The sequence below is a fragment of the Azospira sp. MPR-LB4 genome (genome assembly GCF_058809525.1).
This window is the reverse complement of record NZ_CM179521.1, coordinates 135187-156620: the sequence shown is the minus strand read 5'-3', so window position 1 is coordinate 156620 and position 21434 is coordinate 135187. Positions and strand designations below refer to the sequence as shown.

Sequence of the window (21434 nt, the reverse complement as noted above, 5' to 3'; positions counted from 1 at the left end):
GTACCGCCGGCGGCCTTCCAGCCAGCCTGTCTCCGGCAACCGCCCGAGGGAACGACAGCCCCCGGCGCCCCAGCCGCCTGCCGCCTTCCAGCTGGCCTCTTTCCAACCGGGCACTTCCTCCCCCGGCCCGCCTTGCCGCACGCCGGCCAAGGCATCGCACCACCGCTCCCGCCAGCAGAAGCCGCTGAACCATGCCGCTCCCGGAAACCACCCTGCCGCCGACCCTGCCCGACTACGCCGAGCTGCACTGCCTCTCCAACTTCTCCTTCCTGCGGGGTGCCTCCCACCCGGAGGAACTGGTGCAGCGGGCCGTGGAGCTGGGCTACGGCGCCCTCGCCGTCACCGACGAATGCTCCTTCGCCGGTTCGGTGCGGGCCCACGTGGCGGCCAAAGCCGTGGGCCTCAAGCTCATCCACGGCACCGAGATCGTCCTCGCCGACGGCCTCAAGCTGGTGCTGCTGGCGCAAAACCGGGAGGGCTACGGCAACCTCTCGGCCCTGATCACCCTGGCCCGGCGCCGGGCCGAGAAAGGCGCCTACCGCCTGACCCGGGGCGACCTGGAAGGCTTCGGCCCCAGCGGCGCCCTGCCCGACTGCCTGGCCCTGTGGATTCCGGGGCCGCAGTTCGACTCGCCGCCCGACCCCGCCGATGGCCGCTGGCTGGCCCAGCGCTTTCCGGGCCGGGCCTGGCTGGCCGTGGAACTCCACGCCGGGCCGGACGACCGGGGCCGCCTGGAACAACTGCAGCAACTGGCCGCCGACTGCGGCCTGCCGCTGCTTGCGGCGGGCGACGTGCACATGCACAGCCGCGCCCGCCGGCCCCTGCAGGACGTGCTCACCGCCCTGCGCCTCAACACCACGGTCTTCGCCGCCGGCCACGCCCTCCACCCCAACGGCGAACGCCACCTGCGCCCCCGCCTGCGCCTGGCCCGGCTCTACCCGCCCGAGCTGCTGGCCGAAACCCTGGCCGTGGCCGCCCGCTGCACCTTCTCCCTGGACGAGCTGCGCTACGAATACCCGGAAGAAGTGGTGCCCCACGGCCTCACCCCCGCCGCCTACCTGCGCCAGGAGGTGGAAGCGGGCCTTATGGTGCGCTACCCGGATGGCGTGCCGGAAAAGGCCCGGGCCCAGGTGGAATACGAACTGGGCCTCATCGCCCGGCTGCAATACGAGGCCTACTTCCTCACCGTGTACGACATCGTGCGCTTTGCCCGCAGCCGGGAAATCCTCTGCCAGGGCCGGGGCTCCGCCGCCAACTCGGCGGTGTGCTACGCCCTGGGCATCACCGAGGTGGACCCGGCCAAATCCGAACTGCTTTTCGAGCGCTTCATCTCCGCCGAACGGGGCGAGCCGCCGGATATCGATGTGGATTTCGAGCACCAGCGGCGGGAGGAAGTGATCCAGTACCTCTACGCCAAATACGGCCGGGAGCGGGCCGCCCTCACCGGTGCCCTCATCACCTACCGCACCCGGGGCGCCCTGCGGGACGCAGGCCGGGCCCTGGGCTTCGGCCGGGAGCAGATCGACGCCCTGGCCAACACCCTGGCCTGGTGGGACAGGCAGGACGAACTGCCCGAGCACCTGCGCGCCGTGGGCCTGGACCCGGAAAGCCCCCGGGTGGCCAAGTGGCTGGCGGTGAGCCGTGCCCTGCGGGGCTTTCCCCAGCACCTGTCGCAGCACGTGGGCGGCTTCGTCATCTCCCGCGGGCCCCTGTCGCGCCTGGTGCCCATCGAGAACGCCGCCATGGCCGAGCGCAGCGTCATCCAGTGGGACAAGGACGACATCGACGCCCTGGGCCTGATGAAGGTGGATGTGCTGGCCTTAGGCATGCTCTCCGCCATCCGCCGCGCCCTCGACATGCTCGGCGCCCGGGACGGCAGGCCGGTGCGCCTGCAGGACATTCCCCGGGAATCGAAAGCGGTGTACGACATGCTCTGCCGGGGCGACAGCCTGGGCATCTTCCAGGTCGAATCCCGGGCCCAGATGGCCATGCTGCCGCGCCTCAAGCCGCGCCAGTTCTACGATCTGGTGGTGCAGGTGGCCATCGTGCGGCCCGGTCCCATCCAGGGCGACATGGTCCATCCCTACCTGAAGCGGCGCCACGGCGAAGAGAAGATCGAGAAAATCTCCCCGGCGGTGGACAAGGTGCTGGAGCGCACCTACGGCGTGCCCATCTTCCAGGAACAGGTGATGCAGCTGGCCGTGGTGGCCGCCGGCTTCACCCCCGGCGAGGCGGACCAGCTGCGCCGGGCCATGGCCGCCTGGAAGCGCAAGGGCGGCCTGGAACCCTTCGAGCAGAAACTCATCCACGGCATGCAGGAGCGGGGCCTGCCCGAATCCTTCGCCCGGCGCATCTTCGAGCAGATCAAGGGCTTCGGCGACTACGGCTTCCCCGAATCCCACGCCGCCAGCTTCGCCATCCTCGTCTATTTCTCCGCCTGGCTGAAACGCTTCGAGCCCGCCGCCTTCCTCTGCGGTCTGCTCAACGCCCACCCCATGGGCTTCTACGCCCCCGCCCAACTGGTACAGGACGCCCAGCGCCACGGCGTCACCGTGCTGCCGCCGGACGTCACCCACAGCGCCTGGGAATCCCTGCTGGTGGAACTGCTGCCCGGCCATCCCCCCGCCCGCCCCCGCACCGTGCGCCTGGGCCTGCGGGAAATCGCCGGTTTCAACCAGGCCGCCGCCGAGCGCATCGTCGCCGCCCGGCAGGCTGGCCCCTTCCAATCGGTCGCCGACCTGGCCGCCCGGGCCGGGCTGCAACGCCCGGAGCTGGAACGCCTCGCCGCCGCCAACGCCCTGCAAGCCCTGGCCGGCCACCGCCGCGCCGCCGCCTGGGAAAGCGCCGCCGTGGAAAACACCGGCCAGCCCCGCCACCATGGCAGCCGCAGCGGCCATGGCCAGGAAGCGGAACAGAGAAAGGAAAAAGGAAGAGGAAACGCCAAAGCCCGGAGCAGACACAGCAGCGCCAGCGACGCCGCCAACGCAACAGGCCGCAGCAAAAACGGGATGGACGAAAGAGACGAGAGGGGCCACGTCCTCCCCATCCAGGGCGACCTCTTCGCCGCCCTGCCCCCGCCCGCGGAAGCCCCGCCGCCCCTGCCTACCCCCACGGAAGGCGAAGACCTGGTGGCCGACTACGCCACCCTGGGCCTCACCCTGGGCCGCCACCCCCTGGCCCTGCTGCGGGATCGCTTAACGGCGGGCCGCTTCATCACCGCCGCCGAACTGCGGGCCGCGCCGGACAAAAAACTGGCCCGGGCCGCCGGCATCGTCACCCACCGCCAGCGCCCCGGCACCGCCAGCGGCATCGTCTTCGTCACCATGGAAGACGAAACCGGCCCCATCAACGTCATCCTGCGCCCCGAACTGGTGGAAAAGCAGCGCCGCGAAACCCTGGCCGCCCGCCTCCTGGGCGTCTACGGCCAACTAGAATCCCGCCACGGTGTCACCCATCTGGTAGCCAAGCGGCTGGTGGATCTGACGCCGTTACTGGGGAGGCTGGCGACTAGGAGTCGGGATTTTCATTAGGAGGTAGTTATCGGCCCAAAGCGGCCGATTGCCTTACCGACTAAAAGCGGCCGTACAATGACACTGGCACTATCTGAGAAACCCTCCAAAATTGACATCTACTTCACGTTGTACCGTTACAGGTTAATAAGTGTATGAGCGCTTTTTTTGAGATTGCTTACGCGGCTGCTTCGAATCGTCTTTGTCTCTTTACGGGAACAGGCTTCTCGAAGGCAGTAACAGAAAACAAAGCACCTAGTTGGCAGGGACTGCTAGAAGCGCTCTGCGACCAGCTTCCAGAATCACCCACGATTAAGTCCGTACTCTTTCCTGTCTCTGGGAAAAATCCGCTCAGCCTTGAAGAGGCTGCCCAAGTTATAGGCATTGAATTATCAAAGTACGGGAAAGAAATTCACAACGAAATAGCCAAAATTGTGCTTAGTCTAAAAGCATCTGGTAACAATGCGGTTATCAGTGATTTTCTGAAGAACAACTCCCTGCGAATAGTAACGACTAACTACGACAAACTAGCCGAAGAACTAGCAGGTGGTGATAGCTGCCACTCTATCGCACCAGGCTTCCCGGTTCCTCGCTCTCAAGCAAGAGTTAAGGTCTACCACGTTCACGGTTCGGTAGATTCACCGTTGAATATGGTCGTCACGTCGGATGACTACTTTCGCTTCATAAATGGGGAGTCATATTTTTCACGCAAACTGAGTACCGTGCTTCACGAAAATACCGTAGTCATTATTGGATATTCATTGGGTGACACGAATCTCAAAGCGATCGTTAGCGACTACAAGGGGTTCTCTAGAAATCAGGTCATCGGAACAAACCTCTTCTTGATTTCGCGAAGTAAAGTCGACCAGTACGTCAAGGATTACTATGCACACTGCTATGGAATTCGCGTTCTCGACCAACTTGAAGTTCACGACTTCTTCACAAAACTCAACACCACGATGGACGAAGCCAAGAAGTGTGCTTTGTCATCAGTCGAAAACTTGAAGAAAGTCCTATTTCAGAATCACAAGTACAGCGATGACTACCTGAAGGTCGAGTCATCTTTCTTTGAGATCATTTCCTCTGTTGCAGCACTTGGAAGAAGCATTAATGACCCGTTGGTAGTAGCTGCCCTAGGAAAGATCATCCAAAAGAAGATCGATCTAACCCAGAACTATGGAGCTTGGGAGCAATATGAGCATCTGGCCCGCTGGCTTATCTACTTGGGAAGTATTTTGGAACTGCCGGGCACCTCAATTGAGGCAACGTATCTGTCCGCTGTCCTTCGATCAATGACCACGATGCGCAAAGATCTTTACATCGGCTACTCATGGCATGCATACACGTCTTGGAGCAATCGTTGGGCAGAGATAATTCCCAGCAACCGAGGAATTATTCGAATTCACATTGAGGCAAATACCACGTGGGCCGATGCCCGTGAGTTGGTTAAGCGTGGCTAGGTACAACCGGGCGCTGCGCAATAAAGCCGCGCAGCGCCACGTTAAACGTCCGCTTTCCCAAACAGCCAACATCCGCTTTTCGTAATTAGAGGTCATATAAAGCAGAAAGCCTAGCTCTGGTAGACTCATCCGCCCTTCGCTTTTCCACTGCGCACCATGCCCCCCACCCTCCCCCAACAACTCACCTTCCTCCGCGAAATCGATCGGCTGAAAAGCGTCGTCCGGCTGACGCCACTGCTTGACCGCTCGCGGCGGGAGAACAGTGCGGAGCATTCCTGGCATCTGGCGCTCTATGCCCTGGTGCTGGCGGAGCATGCGGCGGGAACTGTGGATGTGCTGCGGGTGGTGAAGATGCTGCTGATCCACGACATCGTGGAGATCGACGCGGGGGACGTGCCCTTCCATGTGCCGGAAACCCATGCGGGGCAGGCGGAGCGGGAGCGGCTGGCGGCGGAGCGTCTTTTCGGCCTGCTGCCGGAGGCCCAGGCGGCGGAGTTTCGGGAGCTGTGGTTCGAGTTCGAGGCGGCGGAGAGCGACGACGCCAAATTCGCCAAGGCCCTGGACCGCTTTCAGCCCATGCTGCACAACGCCGCCACCGACGGCGGCACCTGGGTGGAATGCGCCGTCACCCTGGAGCAGGTGAAACAGCGCTGCCGCCCGCCCATCGAAAAGGGCTCCCCCGCCCTGTGGGCCGTGGCCGAGCAGATGGCCGAGGCCCACCTGGGCCCGGCCGACGGCGAAACGCCGGACCAGGCCGCCTGAGGCCCGCTTCCGGGCCTCGGCCATTGTTCCTGCCGCCCGCCGGGCCCCGCCCGGGGGCGGGCTTGCCGCCTAATCCACACCCGCCACGCTCGCCCCATCCTGCCCCGGCCTGCCGAAGCGGGTCGGGGGCGCTTCCGCCAGGGGGCTGTCGGCTTCCATCTCCGGCTCGCCCTGGCGGCGTTGCAGGGGAATGACGCCGGCCCAGGCGAGCCAGGTCAGATCCTCCGCATCGTCCTTGGGGCCGCCCTGGCGCACCTTGGCCGAGGCTTCGGCCAGGGAGAGGCGCAGCACGGCGGTGGCGTTCACCTCCTTGGCCGTCATGGGCCGCAGTTCCTCCCAGCGCCCCGGGTAGAGGCCTTCGATGAAGGCCCGCAGGGCCCGGTGCTTTTCCTCCGGCTCGGTCACCGCCTCGAAGCGACCGTAGATCACCACGGAGCGGTAGTTGAGGGAGTGGTGCATGGCGGAGCGGGCCAGCACCAGGCCGTCGGCCAGGGCGATGCTGACGCAGGCTTCCCCGGCCAGCAGGGCCTGGCCCAGGCGCGAGGCCTTGGCGGCGTGCAGATAGAGGTGGTCGCCCTCGCGCCAGTGCAGGGTGGGAATGGCGTGCACGCTGCCCTCCCACTGGAAGGCCACGGTGCACAGCAGGCCCGCATCCACGATGGCGGCGACGCTGGCCAGGTCGTAGGCGGCCCGCTGGGGCCGGCGCAGGACCCGGGTGCGGGCGGAAGGGCCGGAAGAGGCGGAAGGGCCGGAAGTGTTTGGGGAAGGCTGGGATTCGTTCATGGCGGCAAGCTCCGGTGAATGGAAACAGAGCCAGCCTAAGGCTTGCGTGGTACCTTCTGTAGCGCCACCAAACACCTCATTCATGGAGCCACGATGGAACTGGACTGGCTGCTGGCCCCGCCCCTGCCCGAGGCCATGCCCCGGCAGCGCCTGCTCTACCACCGCCTGCGGGATGCCATTCTCTGCGGCCGCCTAGCCCCGGCCACGCGCCTGCCGGCCAGCCGCGCCCTGGCCGATTCCCTGGGTATCGCCCGCAACACGGTGCTCTTCGCCTACGAGCAGCTGACGGCCGAAGGCTGCCTGGTGGCGGACCGCCAGGGCACCCGGGTGGCGCCCCTGGCCGCCCTGGGCGCCGCCGCCGATGCCCATGCCCAACGCGGCCCGGCCCCGCCTTCGCCGGGGCTGTCGGCCCGGGCCGAGATCGCCCGCCAGCCCGCCGTCGTGCCCCATGCGCCGCCCCTGCCCTTCAGCCCGGGCATTCCGGATTACGGCCCCTTTCCCTTCCGCGCCTGGCGGGGCTGCCTGGAGCGGGCCTGGCAGGAGGTGAGCTGGCGGGAACTGGGCTACACCGCCCACGGCGGCGACCCGGCCCTACGCCGGGAGCTGGCGGGCCACCTGACCACGGTGCGAGGCCTGCCGGTGGCGGCGGAACAGATCGTCATCACCAGCGGCACCCAGAGCGGCCTGGACCTGTGCGCCCGCTTTCTGGCCGACGCCGGCCACACCGCCTGGCTGGAAAACCCGGGCTACCAGGCGGCCCGCATCGCCTGGAGCCTGGCCGGCCTGGCCCTGCACGACGTGGCGGTGGACGAGGGCGGCATGGCGCCGACGGCGGCGGACTGGGCGGAACGGCCGCCCCGGCTGATCCTCCTCACCCCCTCCCACCAGTACCCCACGGGCCGGGTCATGCCCCTGGGGCGCCGGCTGGACCTCATCGAGCAGGCCCGGCAGGCCGGCGCCTGGATCGTCGAGGACGACTACGAAAGCGAATTCCGCCGCGCCGGCCCGGCGCCCCCGGCCCTCTTCGGCCTGCAGGAGGAGGCGCCGGTGGTCTATGTGGGCACCTTCAGCAAGACCCTCTACCCGGGCCTGCGTCTGGGCTATCTGGTGCTGCCCCGGGGCATCGCCGCCGACTTCGCCCTGGCCGCGGCCCAGACCACCCGGGCCGGCCAGGGCATCGAGCAGCGGGCCCTGGCGGACTTCATCCGGCGCGGCCACTACACCGCCCACCTGCGCCGCATGCGCGCCCGCTACGCGGCCCGCCAGACGGCCCTGCGCCAGGCCCTCAGCGCCGCCCTGGGGCCGGACCTGCAACTTACCGGCGGCGAGGCCGGCCTGCACCTGGTGCTGGAACTGCCGCCCCAGCAGGACGACCGGGCCGTGGCCGCCCGGGCCGCCGCCCTGGGCCTGGGCCCGCGCCCCCTCAGCCACTACGCCCGGCCCCCGGTGCGCTGCAACGGCCTGGTGCTGGGCTACGGCAATCTGGAAACGGGCATGGTGGGCGATGCGGTGCAACGGCTTAAACTGGCCCTGGCCCTCGGGGAACCGCTGCCGGGCTGAGACAGGGGCGGGCGCAGGGAAGCGGGGCACGGCCGCTTTTTCGCGAACGCCCGGAACAGGTCCGGGCGGGCAGGACCGACCCCAGCCGGGAACGGGCCCGGCGCCGCCCACCGCTCATCCCGTCAGCATGAAGCCAGAACCTGCCGCAGCCAAGGCCTGCCGCCCGGGCCGGGGCGGAAAATCGTCCTTAAACGACGCTGCCGCCTCGCCTAGAATGAAGACGGCGACGGCGGTCCGGCAGCGGCAAAGATGGCGCCGTTGTGAGAGAATCCGGGCCCAGAAACCAATCGGGGCGCCCGCCGGCGCTTTCCCCACCTGCAAATCCATAGGCACACCATGAGCACCCAAGGCACGCAGCGCCGCAGCACCTTCGACAAGATCGAGATCGGCCAGAAGTTTTTCGACCCCATCAGCGCCGAATACTTCGTCAAGCTGACCGACACCACCGCCGCCATGGTCACCGGCATCGGCGACGGCACCATCCCCGACGAATTCGAACCGGAAGACGTGGTCCGCATCGACGGCTAAGGGGCTTCCCAGCCCCTCCGCCCCGACCCGCCCCGGCCGGCCGCTCCAGGCCGGGGGCAGCCAAGGGGCAGCCAAGGGGCAGAAAGCACAGGCGCCATGGACGCACCCGCCCCCTGGGGCAATCTGCTGGCCGTTCCCGACGGCCCCCTCGACGGAGAGCGCTTCGACGCGCTGCTGGCGGGCGGTGCCTTTCGCCTCGAGCGCATCGTTTCCACCGGCCAGTCCAGCCCGCCCGGTTTCTGGTACGACCAGGAGGACGGCGAATGGGTGGCCCTGCTCAGCGGCGCCGCCGAACTGCAGTTCGAGGACGAGGCCGAGCCGCGCCGCCTGGCCCCCGGCGACTGGCTGCACATCGCCCCCCACCGCCGCCACCGGGTGCACTGGACCGCCCAGGACCAGACCACCGTCTGGCTGGCCATCCACTACCGTTAGCCGTTCCTGCCGGCTGCCCGCCGGGCGGCCCGCATGCCCGCAGCGGCGACTGCCGGCGCCCTTCCCTGCCTTGCTTCACACCCCGTCTTGCGCCAAGCCCCGCCGCTGCTGCGCCCGGGGTCGCGCCGCCCTGCCCTAGCGGTAATCGATGACCGAGCCGTCGGCCCGGCGCAGCACGATCTGGTCGCTGCGCTGGATGCCGTCCACGGCCCGGCGGCAGAGGTCGAGGAAATGCTGGATGCCCCGGGTGCGGAATTTCTGGCGGTGGATGATGAAGTGGAACTGGCGCCGCAGATTGAGCCCGGGGGCCGGCAGTTCCGCCAGGCTGCCGCGGCGGAAGGCCTCCTTCAGGGCCAGGCGGGAAATGCAGCCGATGCCCAGGCCCGCTTCCACGGCCCGCTTGATGGCCTCCGTGTGTTCCAGTTCCAGCGCCACTTTCAGCCGGGGCAGCCGTGAACCCAGCGCCCCTTCAAGAGTCTGGCGGGTGCCCGAGCCGGGCTCCCGCAGAATCCAGGGCTCGGCCAGGAGGTCTTCGAGCGTGGCGTCCTGCCTGCCCGCCAGGGCATGGTCCGGAGCGGCGAAGACCGCCAGTTCGTCCTCGATCCAGGGCGACACTTCCAGATCCGGGTGCTGGCAGACGCCTTCGATGAGGCCGAAATCCAGCTCGAAATTGGCCACCTGGCGGATCACCGTGGCGGTGTTGTGCACCTCCAGATGGACCCGGCCCCGGGATTCCTCCGGCCGCCCGCCCATGAACTCTCCCAGCAGCAGGGGCGCCAGGTAGTTGCCGATGGTCAGGGTCGCCCCCAGGCGCAGGGGGCCGCCCTCACCCTCGCCCTGCAGCAGGGCCTCCACGTCCCGCCCCTGGTCGAGCAGGGCCTGCACCCGTGGCAGCAGCTGGCGCCCCAGTTCGTTGAGCTGCAGGCGCTTGCCGTGGCGGTCGAAGAGGCGGGTGTCGAACTGCTTTTCCAGTTCGTTGAGGCTCATGCTCACCGCCGACTGGGACAGGGACAGGCTCTCCGCCGCCCGGGAGACGCTCTCCTGGCGGGCCACGGCGACGAAGGATTCCAACTGGCGCAGGGTGAATTTCATGGCGAGGGGCCTTGCTTATCAATTTGTCTGACGGATTATATAAATTTAATTCGATTCATCTATATGAACCCGGCCCCTAGAATCCGTTCCAACTTCCCGTCACCTTTGTCCCCACGATCCGCGAAAGTCCTGCCATGTCCTCGTTCATCCACGAAGAAGTCACCAGCGTGCATCACTGGAACGACAGCCTGTTCAGCTTCAAGACCACCCGGGACCCGGGTCTGCGCTTTCGCACCGGCCAGTTCGTCATGATCGGCCTGGAAGTGGAGGGCCGCCCCCTGATGCGCGCCTACAGCATCGCCAGCGCCCACTACGAGGACCATCTGGAATTCTTCAGCATCAAGGTGCCGGACGGCCCCCTCACCTCCCGCCTGCAGCACCTCAACCCGGGCGACAAGATGCTGGTCAGCCGCAAGCCCACCGGCACCCTGGTGCTGGACGACCTGAAACCCGGCAAGCACCTCTACCTGCTGGGCACCGGCACCGGCCTGGCCCCCTTCATGAGCGTGATCCGGGACCCGGAGGCCTACGAGCAGTTCGACAAGATCGTGCTGATCCACGGCGTGCGCACGGTGAGCGAACTGGCCTACTCCGACTTCATCGAGAACGAGTTGCCCAACAATGAGTTCTTCGGCGAGCTGGTGCGGGAAAAGCTGATCTACTACCCCACCGTGACCCGGGAGCCCTTCCGTAATCAGGGCCGCCTCACCGACCTGCTGGAAAGCGGCAAGCTGTGCGCCCAGATCGGCCTGCCCCAGCTCAACCCGGAAACCGACCGGGCCATGCTCTGCGGCAGCCCGGCCATGCTGGCCGACACCAGCGCCATGCTGGACCGCCTCGGCTTCCAGGTTTCCCCCCACATCGGCACCCCCGGCGACTACGTCATCGAGCGGGCCTTCGTGGAAAAATAAGGCGCTTCGTGCGCTACCAAAAACCGGGCCCAGCGCCCGGTTTTTTTTTCGCCGGCGGCAACCCCGGTCCGCCATGCCGGCAGTCGGCTCACGGCACTGCGGCGGCATCCTGCCGGCATGAATTTGTGAAACTTGATTCACATCAAGTTTTCGACTTTCCAAGGTACTGGATTGCAAGGAGAAAATCCGCCCCCCACACCACCCCCGCGCCATCGCTTGCCAGACGCCATCTTTCGCCCGTTGCACAAAAAAAACCAAGACGACATCAACGGGGGTTGGACATGGAAATCACGACAGGTGAGAGCATCGCCTCGCCAACGCTCATGGAAGTTCTGCAGGAAGTGCTGCAGGACGCCCGGATCGCCCATCGGGTCAGCTGGGAACGCTGGGCCCCGGGCACCCTGTGGCAGTCCTGCCACAACCGCAGGCAAAGTCTGTTCGTCGTCCGCCACGGCCGCCTGGAACTGGCGGTGACGGATGCGGAAGGCCGGGAACGCTCCCTGCGCCTGCTGGCCGAATCGGAACTGTTCGGCACCGAGGCCCTGGCCGCCGGCCCCGCCGCCGAGGGCGAGGCCGCCCGGCAGGATTACGGCATCCGCGCCATTACCTATTCCGAAGTGCTGCAGATTCCCCTGGACATCGTGGACCAGCTGATCGCCCAGTTGCCCCTCTTCCGCAAGGCCCTCACCAGCAGCATCGCCAACCACATCTGGGCCCTGGAACGGGAGCGGGAACACGGCCGCTCCATGCCCACCAACAACCGTCTGCTGTGCTATCTGCGCTGCGGGGAGAACGGCATCCGGAGCGGGCAGAAGCCCAGCGGCAAAGCCACCCTGCCCATGCACCTGCTGGCCCGGCGCATCGGTTGCAGCGCCGGCCACCTCTCCCGCTCGGTCAGCACCATGGTGCGCCAGGGCATGCTGCTGCGCCAGGACGGGCGCCTGCAATTGCAGGGCGACGGCGAACGGCCCTACGCTTTCTGCGAAGGCTGCGCCTAGGCGCTAGGCCAGCTCACCGTCACGGCAGGAAGGCCCGGGTACGTGAGTCAGCCTCAGTAAGGCAAGGGAAAGCGGCGGCACAGTTCCGCCACCTGGGCCCGGACCGCGGCGGCGACCGCCGGGTCCGGTGCTTCCGGATTGGCGGCCAGGGCTTCGAGCAGATGCACGATGAGACCGCCGATCAGGCGGAACTCGGCGGTGCGAAAGCCCCGGCTGGTGCCGGCCGGGCTGCCGACGCGGATGCCGGAAGTGACCATGGGCTTTTGCGGATCGTGGGGAATGGCGTTCTTGTTGAGGGTGATGCCGACCCGCTCCAGGGCCTTCTCCGCCACATTGCCGGTCAGATTCAGGGGCCGCAGGTCGGCCACCGCCAGATGGGTGTCGGTGCCGCCGGAGACGATGCGCAGGCCGCCGGCTGCCAGGGTCTGGGCCAGGGCCTGGGCGTTTTCCACCACCCGGGCCGCATAGCTGCGGAACTCCGGTTGCAGGGCCTCGCCGAAGGCCACCGCCTTGGCGCCGATCACGTGCATCAGGGGGCCGCCCTGCAGGCCGGGAAAAACGGCGGAATCGATGGCCTTGCCAAGGGCCGCGTCGTTGCTCAGGATGAGGCCGCCCCGGGGCCCGCGCAGGGTCTTGTGGGTGGTGGAGGTCACCACGTCGGCGTAAGGCAGGGGCGACGGATGGGCGCCGCCGGCGACGAGGCCGGCGAAGTGGGCCATGTCCACCAGCAGCCGGGCCCCGACCCGGTCGGCGATGCGGCGGAACTCGGCGAAATCGAGAATGCGGGAATAGGCGGAACCACCGGCGATGATCAGCTTGGGCCGGTGTTCATAGGCCAGGTGTTCCACCTCCGCCATGTCGATGCGGTGGTCGTCCGCCCGCACGCCGTAGGCGACGCCGCGGAACCACTTGCCCGACTGGTTCATCGGCGCCCCGTGGGTCAGGTGGCCGCCGGCGGCCAGGCCCAGGCCGAGAATGGTGTCCCCCGGTTGCAGCAGGGCCAGATAAACGGCCTGGTTGGCCTGGCTGCCGGAATGGGGCTGCACGTTGGCGTAGGCGCAGCCGAAGAGACCCTTGGCCCGCTCGATGGCCAGGGCTTCCACACCATCCACCGGGCCGCAGCCGCCGTAATAGCGCCGACCCGGGTAGCCTTCCGCGTACTTGTTGGTGAGCACCGAGCCCTGCATTTGCAGCACGGCGGGGCTGACGATGTTCTCCGAGGCGATCAGCTCAATCGAATTCCGCTGCCGCGAATATTCGGCAGCCACGTAGCGGGCCGCTTCGGGGTCGATATGGCCCAGCGCTCCGGAGGCCTGGTCGCATGGCGGCCGGGGCAGATCGTTTGGGTTGTTCATCTCGCGTTGCCTTTCTCTGTTGCTGATGGACGAGGCGCCGGCAGACCCGGCGCCCATTGCTGGTTCCCGCCCGGCCTAGCGCCCTTCCCCGGCCGCGGACTGGCCCAGGCGGGGCATGCCGCGCAGGAGACGCAGGTCGCCGTGGATCAGGGCGTGGGCCGCCAGGCCGGCGAGCAGGCCCCAGAAGGCGCCCCCCAGGCCGAACAGGGTGACGTTGGCGGCAGTGGCGAGAAAGGTGATCAGGGCCGTTTCCCGGCCCCGCAGATCCACCAGGGCCGTGGCCAGGCTGCCGCCGATGGCGCCGAGCAGGGCCAGGCCGGCCAGGGTGATGATGAAGGCGGGTGGCAGCACCACGAAGAGGGTCGCCAGGGTGGTGCCGAAAATGCCCACCAGGGTGTAGAACACGCCGCAGGCCAGGCCGGCGATGTAGCGCTTGCCCGGCTCCTCGTGGGATTCCCTGCCGGTGCAGATGGCGGCGGTGATGGCGGCGACGTTGAAGGCATGGGAACCGAAGGGCGCCATCAGCAGGGAGCCCAGCCCGGTCACCGCCAGGATGGGGCTGGCGCTGGTCTTGAAGCCGTCGTTGCGCAGCACCAGCATGCCCGGCATGTACTGGCCGGTAAGGGTGATGACGAAGAGCGGCAGGGCCACGCTGAGCAGGGCGTTCACCGAGAAGGCGGGCGTGGTGAACACCGGCAGGGCCAGCTTCAGCGAGACCCCGGCGAAGCTGGCCTGGCCGAGCCCGAGCAGCAGCAGGATGCCGGCCACCAGCACGCCGACGATGGCATAGCGGGCGGTGAAGCGGCGCAGCAGGGCATAGGTCAGCACCAGTACCCCCACCAGCAGCGGGTCCATGCCGGCGCCGCCGAAGGCGCCGATGCCGAAGCGCAGCAGGATGCCGGCCAGCAGCCCGGCGGCGATGCCGGGAGGAATCATCTTCACCACCCGCTCGAAATAGCCGGAGACGCCCAGCACCATGAAGCCGACGGCGGAGAGCATGTAGGCGCCGATCATTTCCGCATAGGGCGTGGTGGGCAGCACGGCGATGAGGAAAGCGGCGCCGGGGGTGGACCAGGCGGTGATGATGGGCTCCCGGTAGCGGTAGCTCAGCCAGGCGCCGGTCAGGCCGACGCCCACGGAAATGGACCAGATCCAGGAGGCGGTCTGCTCCGGGCTCAGGCCGGCCGCCTTGGCGCCCTGGAAAACCAGGATGAAGGTGCCGCCGTAATTGACGATGACCGAGATCAGGGCCGCCACGGTGGGATGCAGCAGGTCGGCAGGCTTGAGGGATTGGGTGTTCACGGGCGGTCTCCTGGGGCGTCGGTTGGCCTTGTCAGCCCCGCCAGTGTGGCGGCAAAATGGCCTTGTATAAATTGCCACTTTTGATAATTAATAAGACCACTTTGCCATAGCCCGGACTGTGCCGGATGTCGCCTGCCGCGCTTCTCCGGCCGCTGCCGGCGCGGCTTTTCCCGATTCCCGTGCACCGAACTGCGCTTCCCACCAAGCTGAGAAACTCCCCATGAGAACCCGTGCCACCGCCTATCCGATCTGGAACCGCTTCACCCCGGAAGCGGGCAGCCGGCTGTCCATGCGCGAGCAGCTGGTGCGCTTCTTCCGCCAGGGGGTGGCGGACGGCACCCTGCAGGCCGGCATCCGCCTGCCCGCCTCCCGGGTGCTGGCGGCGGAACTGAAGCTGTCCCGGATCACCGTCTCCGGCGCCTACGAGCAGCTGATCGCCGAAGGCTTTCTCGAGGCGCGCCAGGGATCGGGGACCTATGTGGCAGCCCACGCCGCCGGCCCGGTCCGGGCACCGGCTCCTGGGGGCAGCGCTTCGATCGCGTCTGCCGCTTCCGCCAGGAACACTGCCCCACGGCGGCCGGCGGCAGGACCTGCAAGCACGCCGGGCTCCCAGCGCGCCCGTTGCCTGCGCGGCCCCGACTCCATGTCCATGGCCCAGGCCGCCTGGCCCCTGACGCCGGGCCTGCCGGCCCTGGATGCCTTTCCCTACGCCCTCTGGGGCCGCCTCGACGGCCGCTTCTGGCGCCGCCATCCGGCCCCCGACCTGTCCTACGGCGAGCCCCAGGGGCTGCTGGCCCTGCGGGTGGCCCTGGCCGAATACCTGGGCGCCGCCCGGGGCGTAGTCTGCCGCCCGCACAACATCATCATCGCCCCCGGCGCCCAGGCGGCCATCGCCATCGCCGCCCTGGCCCTGACCGACGCGGGGGATTCGGTGTGGGTGGAAAACCCCGGCTACGACGCCGCCTACCGCAGCCTGGTCCTCTCCGGCGTGACGGCGGTGGGCATCCGGGTGGATGACGCGGGCCTGGACGTGGAGGACGGCCGCCGGCGGGCGCCAGAGGCACGGCTGGCCCTGGTCTCGCCCTCCCACCAGTATCCCCTGGGCGTCACCATGAGCCTGGAGCGACGTCTGGCCCTGCTGCAATGGGCCGACGAGGCCAACGCCTTCATCCTGGAAGACGATTACGACAGCGAGTTCCGCCACGAAGGGGCGCCGACCCCGGCACTGAAGGCCCTGGATGCGCGCAACGGCCGCGTCATCTATATCGGCACCCTGAGCAAGCTGCTCGCCCCGGGCCTGCGGCTGGGCTATCTGGTGGTGCCCGACGAACTGGTGGAGGTGCTGCAGACGGTGCGCAACGGCACCGACCACCGGGTACCCGCCTCGATCCAGGCCACGGCGGCCGAATTCATCGGCAACGGCCACTTGGGCGCCCACATCCGCCGCACCCGGGCCCTTTACGGGGAGCGGCGGGCCGCCCTGCTCGAGGCCCTCAGGGAAGCCAGAGAAGCGCGGTTTTCCGTCACCCATGCGGCCACCGGGCTGCACCTGCTGGCCCATCTGCCCGGGCGGGTGGACGACCTGGCCCTGGCCGCCGCCGCCCGCGCCCACCGCATCGGCGTCACGCCCCTGTCGGCCTACCGGGTCGGCCCCGGGGCCGGCGCCTCACGGGGATTGCTGATGGGCTTCGGCAACACCCGGCCGGAAGCGATCCGGGCCGCCGTACGCACCCTGTGCGGGCTCTATCCGGACGCCGGCTGAAACGGTGGCGGTGCCGCCCTAGGCCTCGCCCCGGGCCAGCACCACGGTGAACCAGAAGGTGGCGCCCTGGCCGGCCTGGCTGTTGATGCCGATGCAGCCGCCCATCATTTCCACCAGGTGCTTGCTGATGGAAAGCCCCAGGCCGGTGCCGCCGAACTTGCGGGCGATGGAACCGTCCACCTGGGTGAAGGGGGCGAACAGCTGGGGAATCTTTTCCGCCGGGATGCCGATGCCCGTGTCGCTGACGGCAAAGCGCAGGATGACGTTGCCGCCGCTCTCCCCTTCCCGCCACACCGAGAGGGTGATCTCGCCCCGGGCGGTGAACTTGACCGCGTTGGCCACCAGATTGACCAGGATCTGGCGCAATCGCCCCGGATCGCCGCGCAGCTTGAGGGGCACGTCCGGCTCCACATGCAGATGCATCTCCAGGCGCTTGCTCCGCACCTGGGGCGCGAACAGTTCCATCACCTGGGCCAGCTGCTGCCCCAGGTCGAAGTCCCGGCTCTCCAGGTCGAGCCGGCCGGCCTCGATCTTCGACAGGTCCAGGATGTCGTTGATGATGGCCAGCAGGGATTCGCCGCTGCTGTTGATGACCTCCACGTATTCCCGCTGCTCCTCGTCCAGGGGCGTTTCCCGCAGCACCTGGGCCATGCCGAGGACGCCGTTCATGGGGGTGCGCAGCTCGTGGCTCATGTTGGCGACGAACTCGGACTTGGCCCGGCTCGCCTGCTCCGCCGACGCCAGGGCATCCTGCAGCCGCTGCAGGCTCTCCAGCTGGAATATCTTCAGCAGGCCCATCACCGCCAGGGCCACCAGCACGGCGCAGGCCGCCCGCAGCAGTTGCACCGGGACGTGGAACAGTTCGAGGAAGGTCTGCTGGTTGATGAGGGATGGCGGGAACCAGTCGGCCCGGGGCACCACGATGCCCCCCAGCACGGCATGGAGGATGAAGGCCCCGGCCGCCACATTGCTGGCCAGGCGGATCGAGCGCTGCTCCGCCGCCGGCATGGTCTCCAGCAGGACCTGCCGGCAGTAGAGGTAGAAGCCGATGCCGGTCAGCAGGCTGGCGGGAAAGCCGCCCAGGTAGCGGGACCAGATGGTCATGCCCAGCAGCGGCGCGGCGCTGAGGCCGGCGCCGAGAGCGACGCCCAGGAGCATGGGGAAATACAGCCAGGGCCCCAGGAGCCAGCGTACACGGGCTTGCCAGGGCGATGGGGCGAGGGAGGCCAGCACCAGGTTGCGGCCGAACTCGAACAGGAAAAGGTAGGAAAGCAGCAGCAGGAAGGGGCGCGTCGCGGCCAGCCAGGGCACGTCGCCCCGCACTTCGCGCCACAGGTCGGTCCATTCGAGGAAGCCGTGAACGAAACCGAAGGCCGCCAGCATCCACAGGATGCGGGACAGCTGCAGATGGCTGCGGTGGTCGTAGCGGACGACGATGACCACGCCCATGAGGAGGAAGGCCAGGCCGTAGACCAGATAGACCACATCCATCGTCATTCACCTTTTCTAACGGCGTCGCAATGGCGCCATGGTCGCATTCCCAGCCCCTTCGGGCCAAGCACCGCAGCCGCTCTCCGACGGCATCAGGCGGCGGCAGGCCGGGCCGCCCGCATGGCGGCCGCCATGTCCCGGGCCGCCACCGCCACCACCTCGGCGTCGATGCGGCCCTGGTGCGCCAGTTCCTGGAGGAACTGCAGCACGGCATCGGCCGAGAGTCCGGCCCGGTAGGGACGGTCCTGGGCCATGGCCTGGAAAATGTCCGCCACCCGCAGGATGCGGGCCTCCCGGGACATGGCGTCCACGGTCAGGTGGAAGGGGTAGCCGCTGCCGTCCGGCTCCTCGTGGTGGTAGGAGGCCCAGGCGGCAATTTCCTCGAAGCCCCGGATGCGGTGCAGGATCTGGTAGGTCTCGAAGCTGTGGGCGTTGATCATCTTGCGTTCCCGCTCGTCGAGCTGGCCCGGCTTGTCCAGCACCTCGTCGGGCACCCGCAGCTTGCCCAGGTCGTGCAGCAGGCCGGCGATTTCCAGGCGCTCGCAGTTGGCCTGGGGCACCCCCATGGCTTCGGCCAGGTGCCGGGCCAGACGGGCGACGCCGAGGGAATGTTCGGCAGTGAAGGGGCTCTTGGCATCGACGATGCGGGAGAAGATGCCGGCCAGCTGCTTCAGCTGGGCCAGGGAGGCGCGGCAGGGCTGGCCCTGGGCCAGCATGTCCTCCAGGGCGGACTGGATGCCCCGGGGCTCCAGGCGCAGCCAGAAGGCCTCGGCGGCAGAGGCCTGGAGAAAGGCTTCCACCAGCTCCGGGGCGAAGAAGGTGCCGGCGCTGTCGCGAATTTTCTGGCGGATGGCCGGCGCCTGCATGAGCACGTTGCCGCTGCTGTAGTAGGGCGCGGTCAGGGCATCCACCCGGTCCACCAGGAAGATCAGGTTGGCCTGCTCGGCCACCTGGCGGGAGACGTCGGCCCGCCCCTGCAGGTCCTGCCAGTGGGTGTGGTGGTAATGCACCGGCTCGGCCATGGCGGCCAGGGGCCCGAAGTCCCGCAGCAGCTCGCAGCCGACGTTGCAGTGTTCCTGGGACATCTGCCAGTCGAATTCGCTGACCAGGTGATTGTGGGTGCGGGTGGAGGAAACGCCGATGTCGTGCAGCAGCCCCAGGTCGAAGAGAAAGGTGGTGTCGCCCCGGTCCAGCCCCATGACCCGGGCGCAGGCCGCCGCCATGATGCCCACCCGCTTGCCGTGGGCCACGTCGTCGATGCCCACCAGGTCGAGGGCGTCGGAAAGGGCGTAGATGACCTGGCGCAGGTCCACATCGATATAGGAGGCAGCAATGGGCGAGGTATTCACAGTCATCCTTGCGGGAATGGGACGGGATCACTCAGTGTGCATGACGCACTGGTTCAAGTCAGCTAGTCAATCACCCAGGGGAGGAGACGGCTGCCGGGCGCGGACCGGGAAAGCAATCGCCACGTCCAGTCCCCCCAGATCGGCGGCGGCTCCCAGGCTGAGGCGGGCGCCATGCAGTTCGGCGATACGCGTGACAATGGAAAGGCCCAGGCCGTGGCCGTCACCGGCGCCCGGATCGAGCCGGCGGAAGCGGGCCAGGGCCTCCTGGCGCTGCTCCGCGGGAATGCCCGGGCCGCTGTCGCGCACATGCAGGACGGCATCAGCACCGCCGTCCCCCTGCGCCTGGCAGCAGACCAGCACCCGGCCACCGGCGGGCGTATGGCGGATGGCGTTGTCCAGCAGGTTGCGCAGCAGCACCTGCAGCAGCAGGGGCGAACCGGTGACGCTGATTTCCGGCCCCTCTTCCACCTCCAGCTCCACCCCCTTGTCGAAGCCGGCCGGGGCCAGGGAGGCCACGGTTTCCACCGCCAGGCGGCGCAGGGGGCAGGCTTCCTGGTCCGGCAATTCGGCCTGGGCGTCCAGCCGCGCCAGGGTCAGCAGCTGATCCACCAGCCGCGCCGCCCGGCGACTGCCGCTGACCAGATGGTCCAGGGCCCGCTGCCGGGTTGCGTCGTCGCCGGCGGCCTGGGCCACTTCCGCATGGGTCTGCAGCACGGCCAGGGGCGTGCGCAATTCGTGGGCCGCATCGGCGGTAAAACGGCGCTCATCGTCCTGGGCACGCCGGACCTGTTCGAACAAACGGTTGAGACGTTCCAGAATCGGCACCACTTCCCGCGGGGCCTCGGCCAGGGATATGGGCTGGAGCCGCTGGGGCGCCTGGGCGCCGATGGAATCGGCGAGACGGGACAGGGGGCGGAATGCCAGCAGGACGAAAATGCCGAGCACCAGGCCCAGCACCGGCAGGCCGACGCCCATGGTCTGCAGCAGATGGCTGGCCACCTCGTTGCTGATCTCCGCCCGGCTTTCGGCCGCATCGGCAACCTGGATCAGGTAGTGGCGGCGGGCATCGCGCACGCTGAAGACGCGCCACGCCTTGCCGTCGATATGCACATCGGAAAAGCCCTCCTCCCGCGGCGACAGACGGCTGTCGGGCGCCCGGGGGGAGCGGGTCAGCAGGCGCTCGCCCTCCCACACCTGGAAGGCCACCTTCTTGTCGTAACGATGCCGGGGCAGGCGCTCGCCGATGTCGTCGGCCTCGTCGCCGAGAAAGGCGAACAGCAGGGTGGCCGATTGGGCCAGGTGGGCATCGAGCAGTTCTTCGGCCTCGTGCCGGGCCTCCCGGTAGGCGATGACCCCGACCACGCTCCACACCAGGGCGACGGCGGCCAGGATGCCGAAGAGAATGCGCAGGCGCAGGGAATAGGTGCGCATCATGGCGCCGGACTCCGGCCGGCTTCGGGGATCAGGTAGCCGACGCCGCGCACGGTGCGGATCAGGTCGGCCCCCAGCTTGCGCCGCAGGTGATGGATGTGCACCTCGATGGCATTGGATTCCAGCTCGCTGCCCCAGGCATAGAGATGGGATTCGATCTGGGCCTTGGTCAGCACCCGGCCGGCCTGGGCCAGCAGTTCGTGCAGCAGGTCGAATTCCCGGGCCGACAGTTCCACCGCCTGCCCCGCCAGGGTCACCCGCCGCCCGGCCGGGTCCAGGCGCAGATTGCCATGGACGATTTCCGGCACGGCACGGCCGCCGCGGCGGCGGGTCAGGGCCCGCAGGCGGGCGCCCAGTTCCTGCAGGTTGAAGGGCTTGATCATGTAGTCGTCGGCCCCGGCATCGAGGCCGGCCACCACGTCATCCGGCGCATCCCGGGCGGTGAGGATCAGCACCGGCATGGCATCGCCCCGGGCCCGCAGCTGGCGCAGCACCTCCAGGCCGGACACCTTGGGCAGCCCCAGGTCGAGCACCAGGGCGGCAAAGGGCTCGCTGGCCAGGGCGTGGCCGGCAGCCTCGCCATCCTGCACCCAGTCGGCCTGCCAGCCGCCCTGGCGCAGGCCCATCTGGATGCCTTCCCCCAGGGCCTGGTCGTCTTCCACGATGAGAATTCGCATGATCGCTGCCGGACCTCTCTATTGTGTGCGCC

17 protein-coding genes are annotated in these 21434 nt (G+C 68.1%); 9 read left to right on the top strand and 8 right to left on the bottom strand.

Annotation, left to right across the window (positions count from 1 at the left end):
• Positions 1-191: 191 nt before the first annotated feature.
• The 3 genes from AC3QLZ_RS00680 (at position 192) to AC3QLZ_RS00670 (ending at position 5731) form a co-directional block, all read left to right on the top strand.
• A complete protein-coding gene (locus AC3QLZ_RS00680) occupies positions 192-3530 on the top strand; it encodes an error-prone DNA polymerase (RefSeq protein WP_492783290.1) in 3339 nt (1112 codons plus the stop codon).
• 134 nt (positions 3531-3664) lie between these two features.
• Positions 3665-4969: an SIR2 family protein gene (locus tag AC3QLZ_RS00675; protein ID WP_492783289.1), complete on the top strand. Its 1305-nt coding sequence runs from the start codon at positions 3665-3667 to the stop codon at positions 4967-4969.
• A 156-nt stretch (positions 4970-5125) separates the two neighbouring features.
• On the top strand, positions 5126-5731 hold the full coding sequence (locus tag AC3QLZ_RS00670; RefSeq protein ID WP_492783288.1) for an HD domain-containing protein: 606 nt from the start codon (positions 5126-5128) through the stop codon (positions 5729-5731).
• 69 nt (positions 5732-5800) lie between these two features.
• On the opposite strand, the gene AC3QLZ_RS00665 is transcribed toward AC3QLZ_RS00670, so the two are convergent.
• Positions 5801-6514, bottom strand: a complete 714-nt coding sequence (locus AC3QLZ_RS00665) for a pyridoxamine 5'-phosphate oxidase family protein (RefSeq protein ID WP_492783287.1) — start codon at positions 6512-6514, stop codon at positions 5801-5803.
• 93 nt (positions 6515-6607) lie between these two features.
• Between AC3QLZ_RS00665 and pdxR (AC3QLZ_RS00660) the strand changes: the two genes are divergently transcribed.
• The 3 genes from pdxR (AC3QLZ_RS00660) (at position 6608) to AC3QLZ_RS00650 (ending at position 9034) form a co-directional block, all read left to right on the top strand.
• Complete coding sequence (gene pdxR / locus AC3QLZ_RS00660; protein WP_492783286.1) at positions 6608-8074, top strand: MocR-like pyridoxine biosynthesis transcription factor PdxR; 1467 nt, start codon at positions 6608-6610, stop codon at positions 8072-8074.
• 336 nt (positions 8075-8410) lie between these two features.
• Positions 8411-8602, top strand: a complete 192-nt coding sequence (locus AC3QLZ_RS00655) for a hypothetical protein (protein ID WP_014237316.1) — start codon at positions 8411-8413, stop codon at positions 8600-8602.
• 96 nt (positions 8603-8698) lie between these two features.
• Positions 8699-9034 carry a cupin domain-containing protein gene (locus AC3QLZ_RS00650; RefSeq protein WP_014237315.1) on the top strand — a complete coding sequence of 112 codons (336 nt, stop codon included), beginning with the start codon at positions 8699-8701 and terminating at the stop codon, positions 9032-9034.
• Between the two features lie 135 nt (positions 9035-9169).
• Here the strand turns inward: AC3QLZ_RS00650 and AC3QLZ_RS00645 are convergent, their stop codons facing one another.
• Positions 9170-10126, bottom strand: coding sequence for a LysR family transcriptional regulator (locus tag AC3QLZ_RS00645; protein ID WP_014237314.1), 957 nt, complete (start codon positions 10124-10126; stop codon positions 9170-9172).
• A gap of 134 nt (positions 10127-10260) precedes the next feature.
• Here AC3QLZ_RS00645 and AC3QLZ_RS00640 point away from each other — a divergent pair, with 134 nt between their 5' ends.
• Together AC3QLZ_RS00640 and AC3QLZ_RS00635 are read left to right on the top strand one after the other, a co-directional pair.
• Entirely contained in the window at positions 10261-11037 is a 777-nt protein-coding gene (locus AC3QLZ_RS00640) for a ferredoxin--NADP reductase (RefSeq protein WP_014237313.1), read from the top strand.
• A gap of 281 nt (positions 11038-11318) precedes the next feature.
• Entirely contained in the window at positions 11319-12035 is a 717-nt protein-coding gene (locus AC3QLZ_RS00635) for a Crp/Fnr family transcriptional regulator (protein ID WP_492783285.1), read from the top strand.
• A gap of 53 nt (positions 12036-12088) precedes the next feature.
• Here AC3QLZ_RS00635 and glyA read toward each other — a convergent pair whose 3' ends face one another.
• Together glyA and AC3QLZ_RS00625 are read right to left on the bottom strand one after the other, a co-directional pair.
• Positions 12089-13390: a serine hydroxymethyltransferase gene (gene glyA, locus AC3QLZ_RS00630; RefSeq protein ID WP_492783284.1), complete on the bottom strand. Its 1302-nt coding sequence runs from the start codon at positions 13388-13390 to the stop codon at positions 12089-12091.
• A gap of 75 nt (positions 13391-13465) precedes the next feature.
• On the bottom strand, positions 13466-14692 hold the full coding sequence (locus tag AC3QLZ_RS00625) for a benzoate/H(+) symporter BenE family transporter (protein ID WP_492783283.1): 1227 nt from the start codon (positions 14690-14692) through the stop codon (positions 13466-13468).
• A gap of 220 nt (positions 14693-14912) precedes the next feature.
• On the opposite strand from AC3QLZ_RS00625, the gene pdxR (AC3QLZ_RS00620) reads away from it, so the two are divergent.
• The gene (gene pdxR, locus AC3QLZ_RS00620; RefSeq protein ID WP_014237309.1) at positions 14913-16454 is read left to right on the top strand and encodes a MocR-like pyridoxine biosynthesis transcription factor PdxR; all 1542 of its coding nucleotides are present in this window, start codon (positions 14913-14915) and stop codon (positions 16452-16454) included.
• Between the two features lie 18 nt (positions 16455-16472).
• On the opposite strand, the gene AC3QLZ_RS00615 is transcribed toward pdxR (AC3QLZ_RS00620), so the two are convergent.
• From AC3QLZ_RS00615 to AC3QLZ_RS00600, 4 genes are all read right to left on the bottom strand, one after another.
• The gene (locus AC3QLZ_RS00615) at positions 16473-17951 is read right to left on the bottom strand and encodes a hybrid sensor histidine kinase/response regulator (RefSeq protein WP_157870618.1); all 1479 of its coding nucleotides are present in this window, start codon (positions 17949-17951) and stop codon (positions 16473-16475) included.
• 86 nt (positions 17952-18037) lie between these two features.
• Positions 18038-19300 (bottom strand): HD-GYP domain-containing protein, encoded by a 1263-nt coding sequence (locus AC3QLZ_RS00610; RefSeq protein WP_014237307.1) that lies wholly within the window; start codon positions 19298-19300, stop codon positions 18038-18040.
• 60 nt (positions 19301-19360) lie between these two features.
• Positions 19361-20728, bottom strand: coding sequence for an ATP-binding protein (locus tag AC3QLZ_RS00605; RefSeq protein WP_014237306.1), 1368 nt, complete (start codon positions 20726-20728; stop codon positions 19361-19363).
• On the bottom strand, positions 20725-21402 hold the full coding sequence (locus tag AC3QLZ_RS00600; protein WP_014237305.1) for a response regulator transcription factor: 678 nt from the start codon (positions 21400-21402) through the stop codon (positions 20725-20727). The genes AC3QLZ_RS00605 and AC3QLZ_RS00600 overlap by 4 nt, the downstream gene beginning before the upstream one ends.
• Positions 21403-21434 lie beyond the last annotated feature (32 nt).

Coding starts and splice junctions, on each gene's coding strand:
- AC3QLZ_RS00650 (WP_014237315.1), top strand. CDS start 8,699: ATGGACGCACCCGCCCCCTGGGGCAATCTGCTGGCCGTTCCCGACGGC.
- AC3QLZ_RS00600 (WP_014237305.1), bottom strand. CDS start 21,402: ATGCGAATTCTCATCGTGGAAGACGACCAGGCCCTGGGGGAAGGCATC.
- glyA (WP_492783284.1), bottom strand. CDS start 13,390: ATGAACAACCCAAACGATCTGCCCCGGCCGCCATGCGACCAGGCCTCC.
- AC3QLZ_RS00670 (WP_492783288.1), top strand. CDS start 5,126: ATGCCCCCCACCCTCCCCCAACAACTCACCTTCCTCCGCGAAATCGAT.
- AC3QLZ_RS00640 (WP_014237313.1), top strand. CDS start 10,261: ATGTCCTCGTTCATCCACGAAGAAGTCACCAGCGTGCATCACTGGAAC.
- AC3QLZ_RS00605 (WP_014237306.1), bottom strand. CDS start 20,728: ATGATGCGCACCTATTCCCTGCGCCTGCGCATTCTCTTCGGCATCCTG.
- AC3QLZ_RS00655 (WP_014237316.1), top strand. CDS start 8,411: ATGAGCACCCAAGGCACGCAGCGCCGCAGCACCTTCGACAAGATCGAG.
- AC3QLZ_RS00615 (WP_157870618.1), bottom strand. CDS start 17,951: ATGACGATGGATGTGGTCTATCTGGTCTACGGCCTGGCCTTCCTCCTC.
- AC3QLZ_RS00665 (WP_492783287.1), bottom strand. CDS start 6,514: ATGAACGAATCCCAGCCTTCCCCAAACACTTCCGGCCCTTCCGCCTCT.
- AC3QLZ_RS00635 (WP_492783285.1), top strand. CDS start 11,319: ATGGAAATCACGACAGGTGAGAGCATCGCCTCGCCAACGCTCATGGAA.
- AC3QLZ_RS00680 (WP_492783290.1), top strand. CDS start 192: ATGCCGCTCCCGGAAACCACCCTGCCGCCGACCCTGCCCGACTACGCC.
- pdxR (WP_492783286.1), top strand. CDS start 6,608: ATGGAACTGGACTGGCTGCTGGCCCCGCCCCTGCCCGAGGCCATGCCC.
- AC3QLZ_RS00610 (WP_014237307.1), bottom strand. CDS start 19,300: ATGACTGTGAATACCTCGCCCATTGCTGCCTCCTATATCGATGTGGAC.
- AC3QLZ_RS00675 (WP_492783289.1), top strand. CDS start 3,665: ATGAGCGCTTTTTTTGAGATTGCTTACGCGGCTGCTTCGAATCGTCTT.
- pdxR (WP_014237309.1), top strand. CDS start 14,913: ATGAGAACCCGTGCCACCGCCTATCCGATCTGGAACCGCTTCACCCCG.
- AC3QLZ_RS00645 (WP_014237314.1), bottom strand. CDS start 10,126: ATGAAATTCACCCTGCGCCAGTTGGAATCCTTCGTCGCCGTGGCCCGC.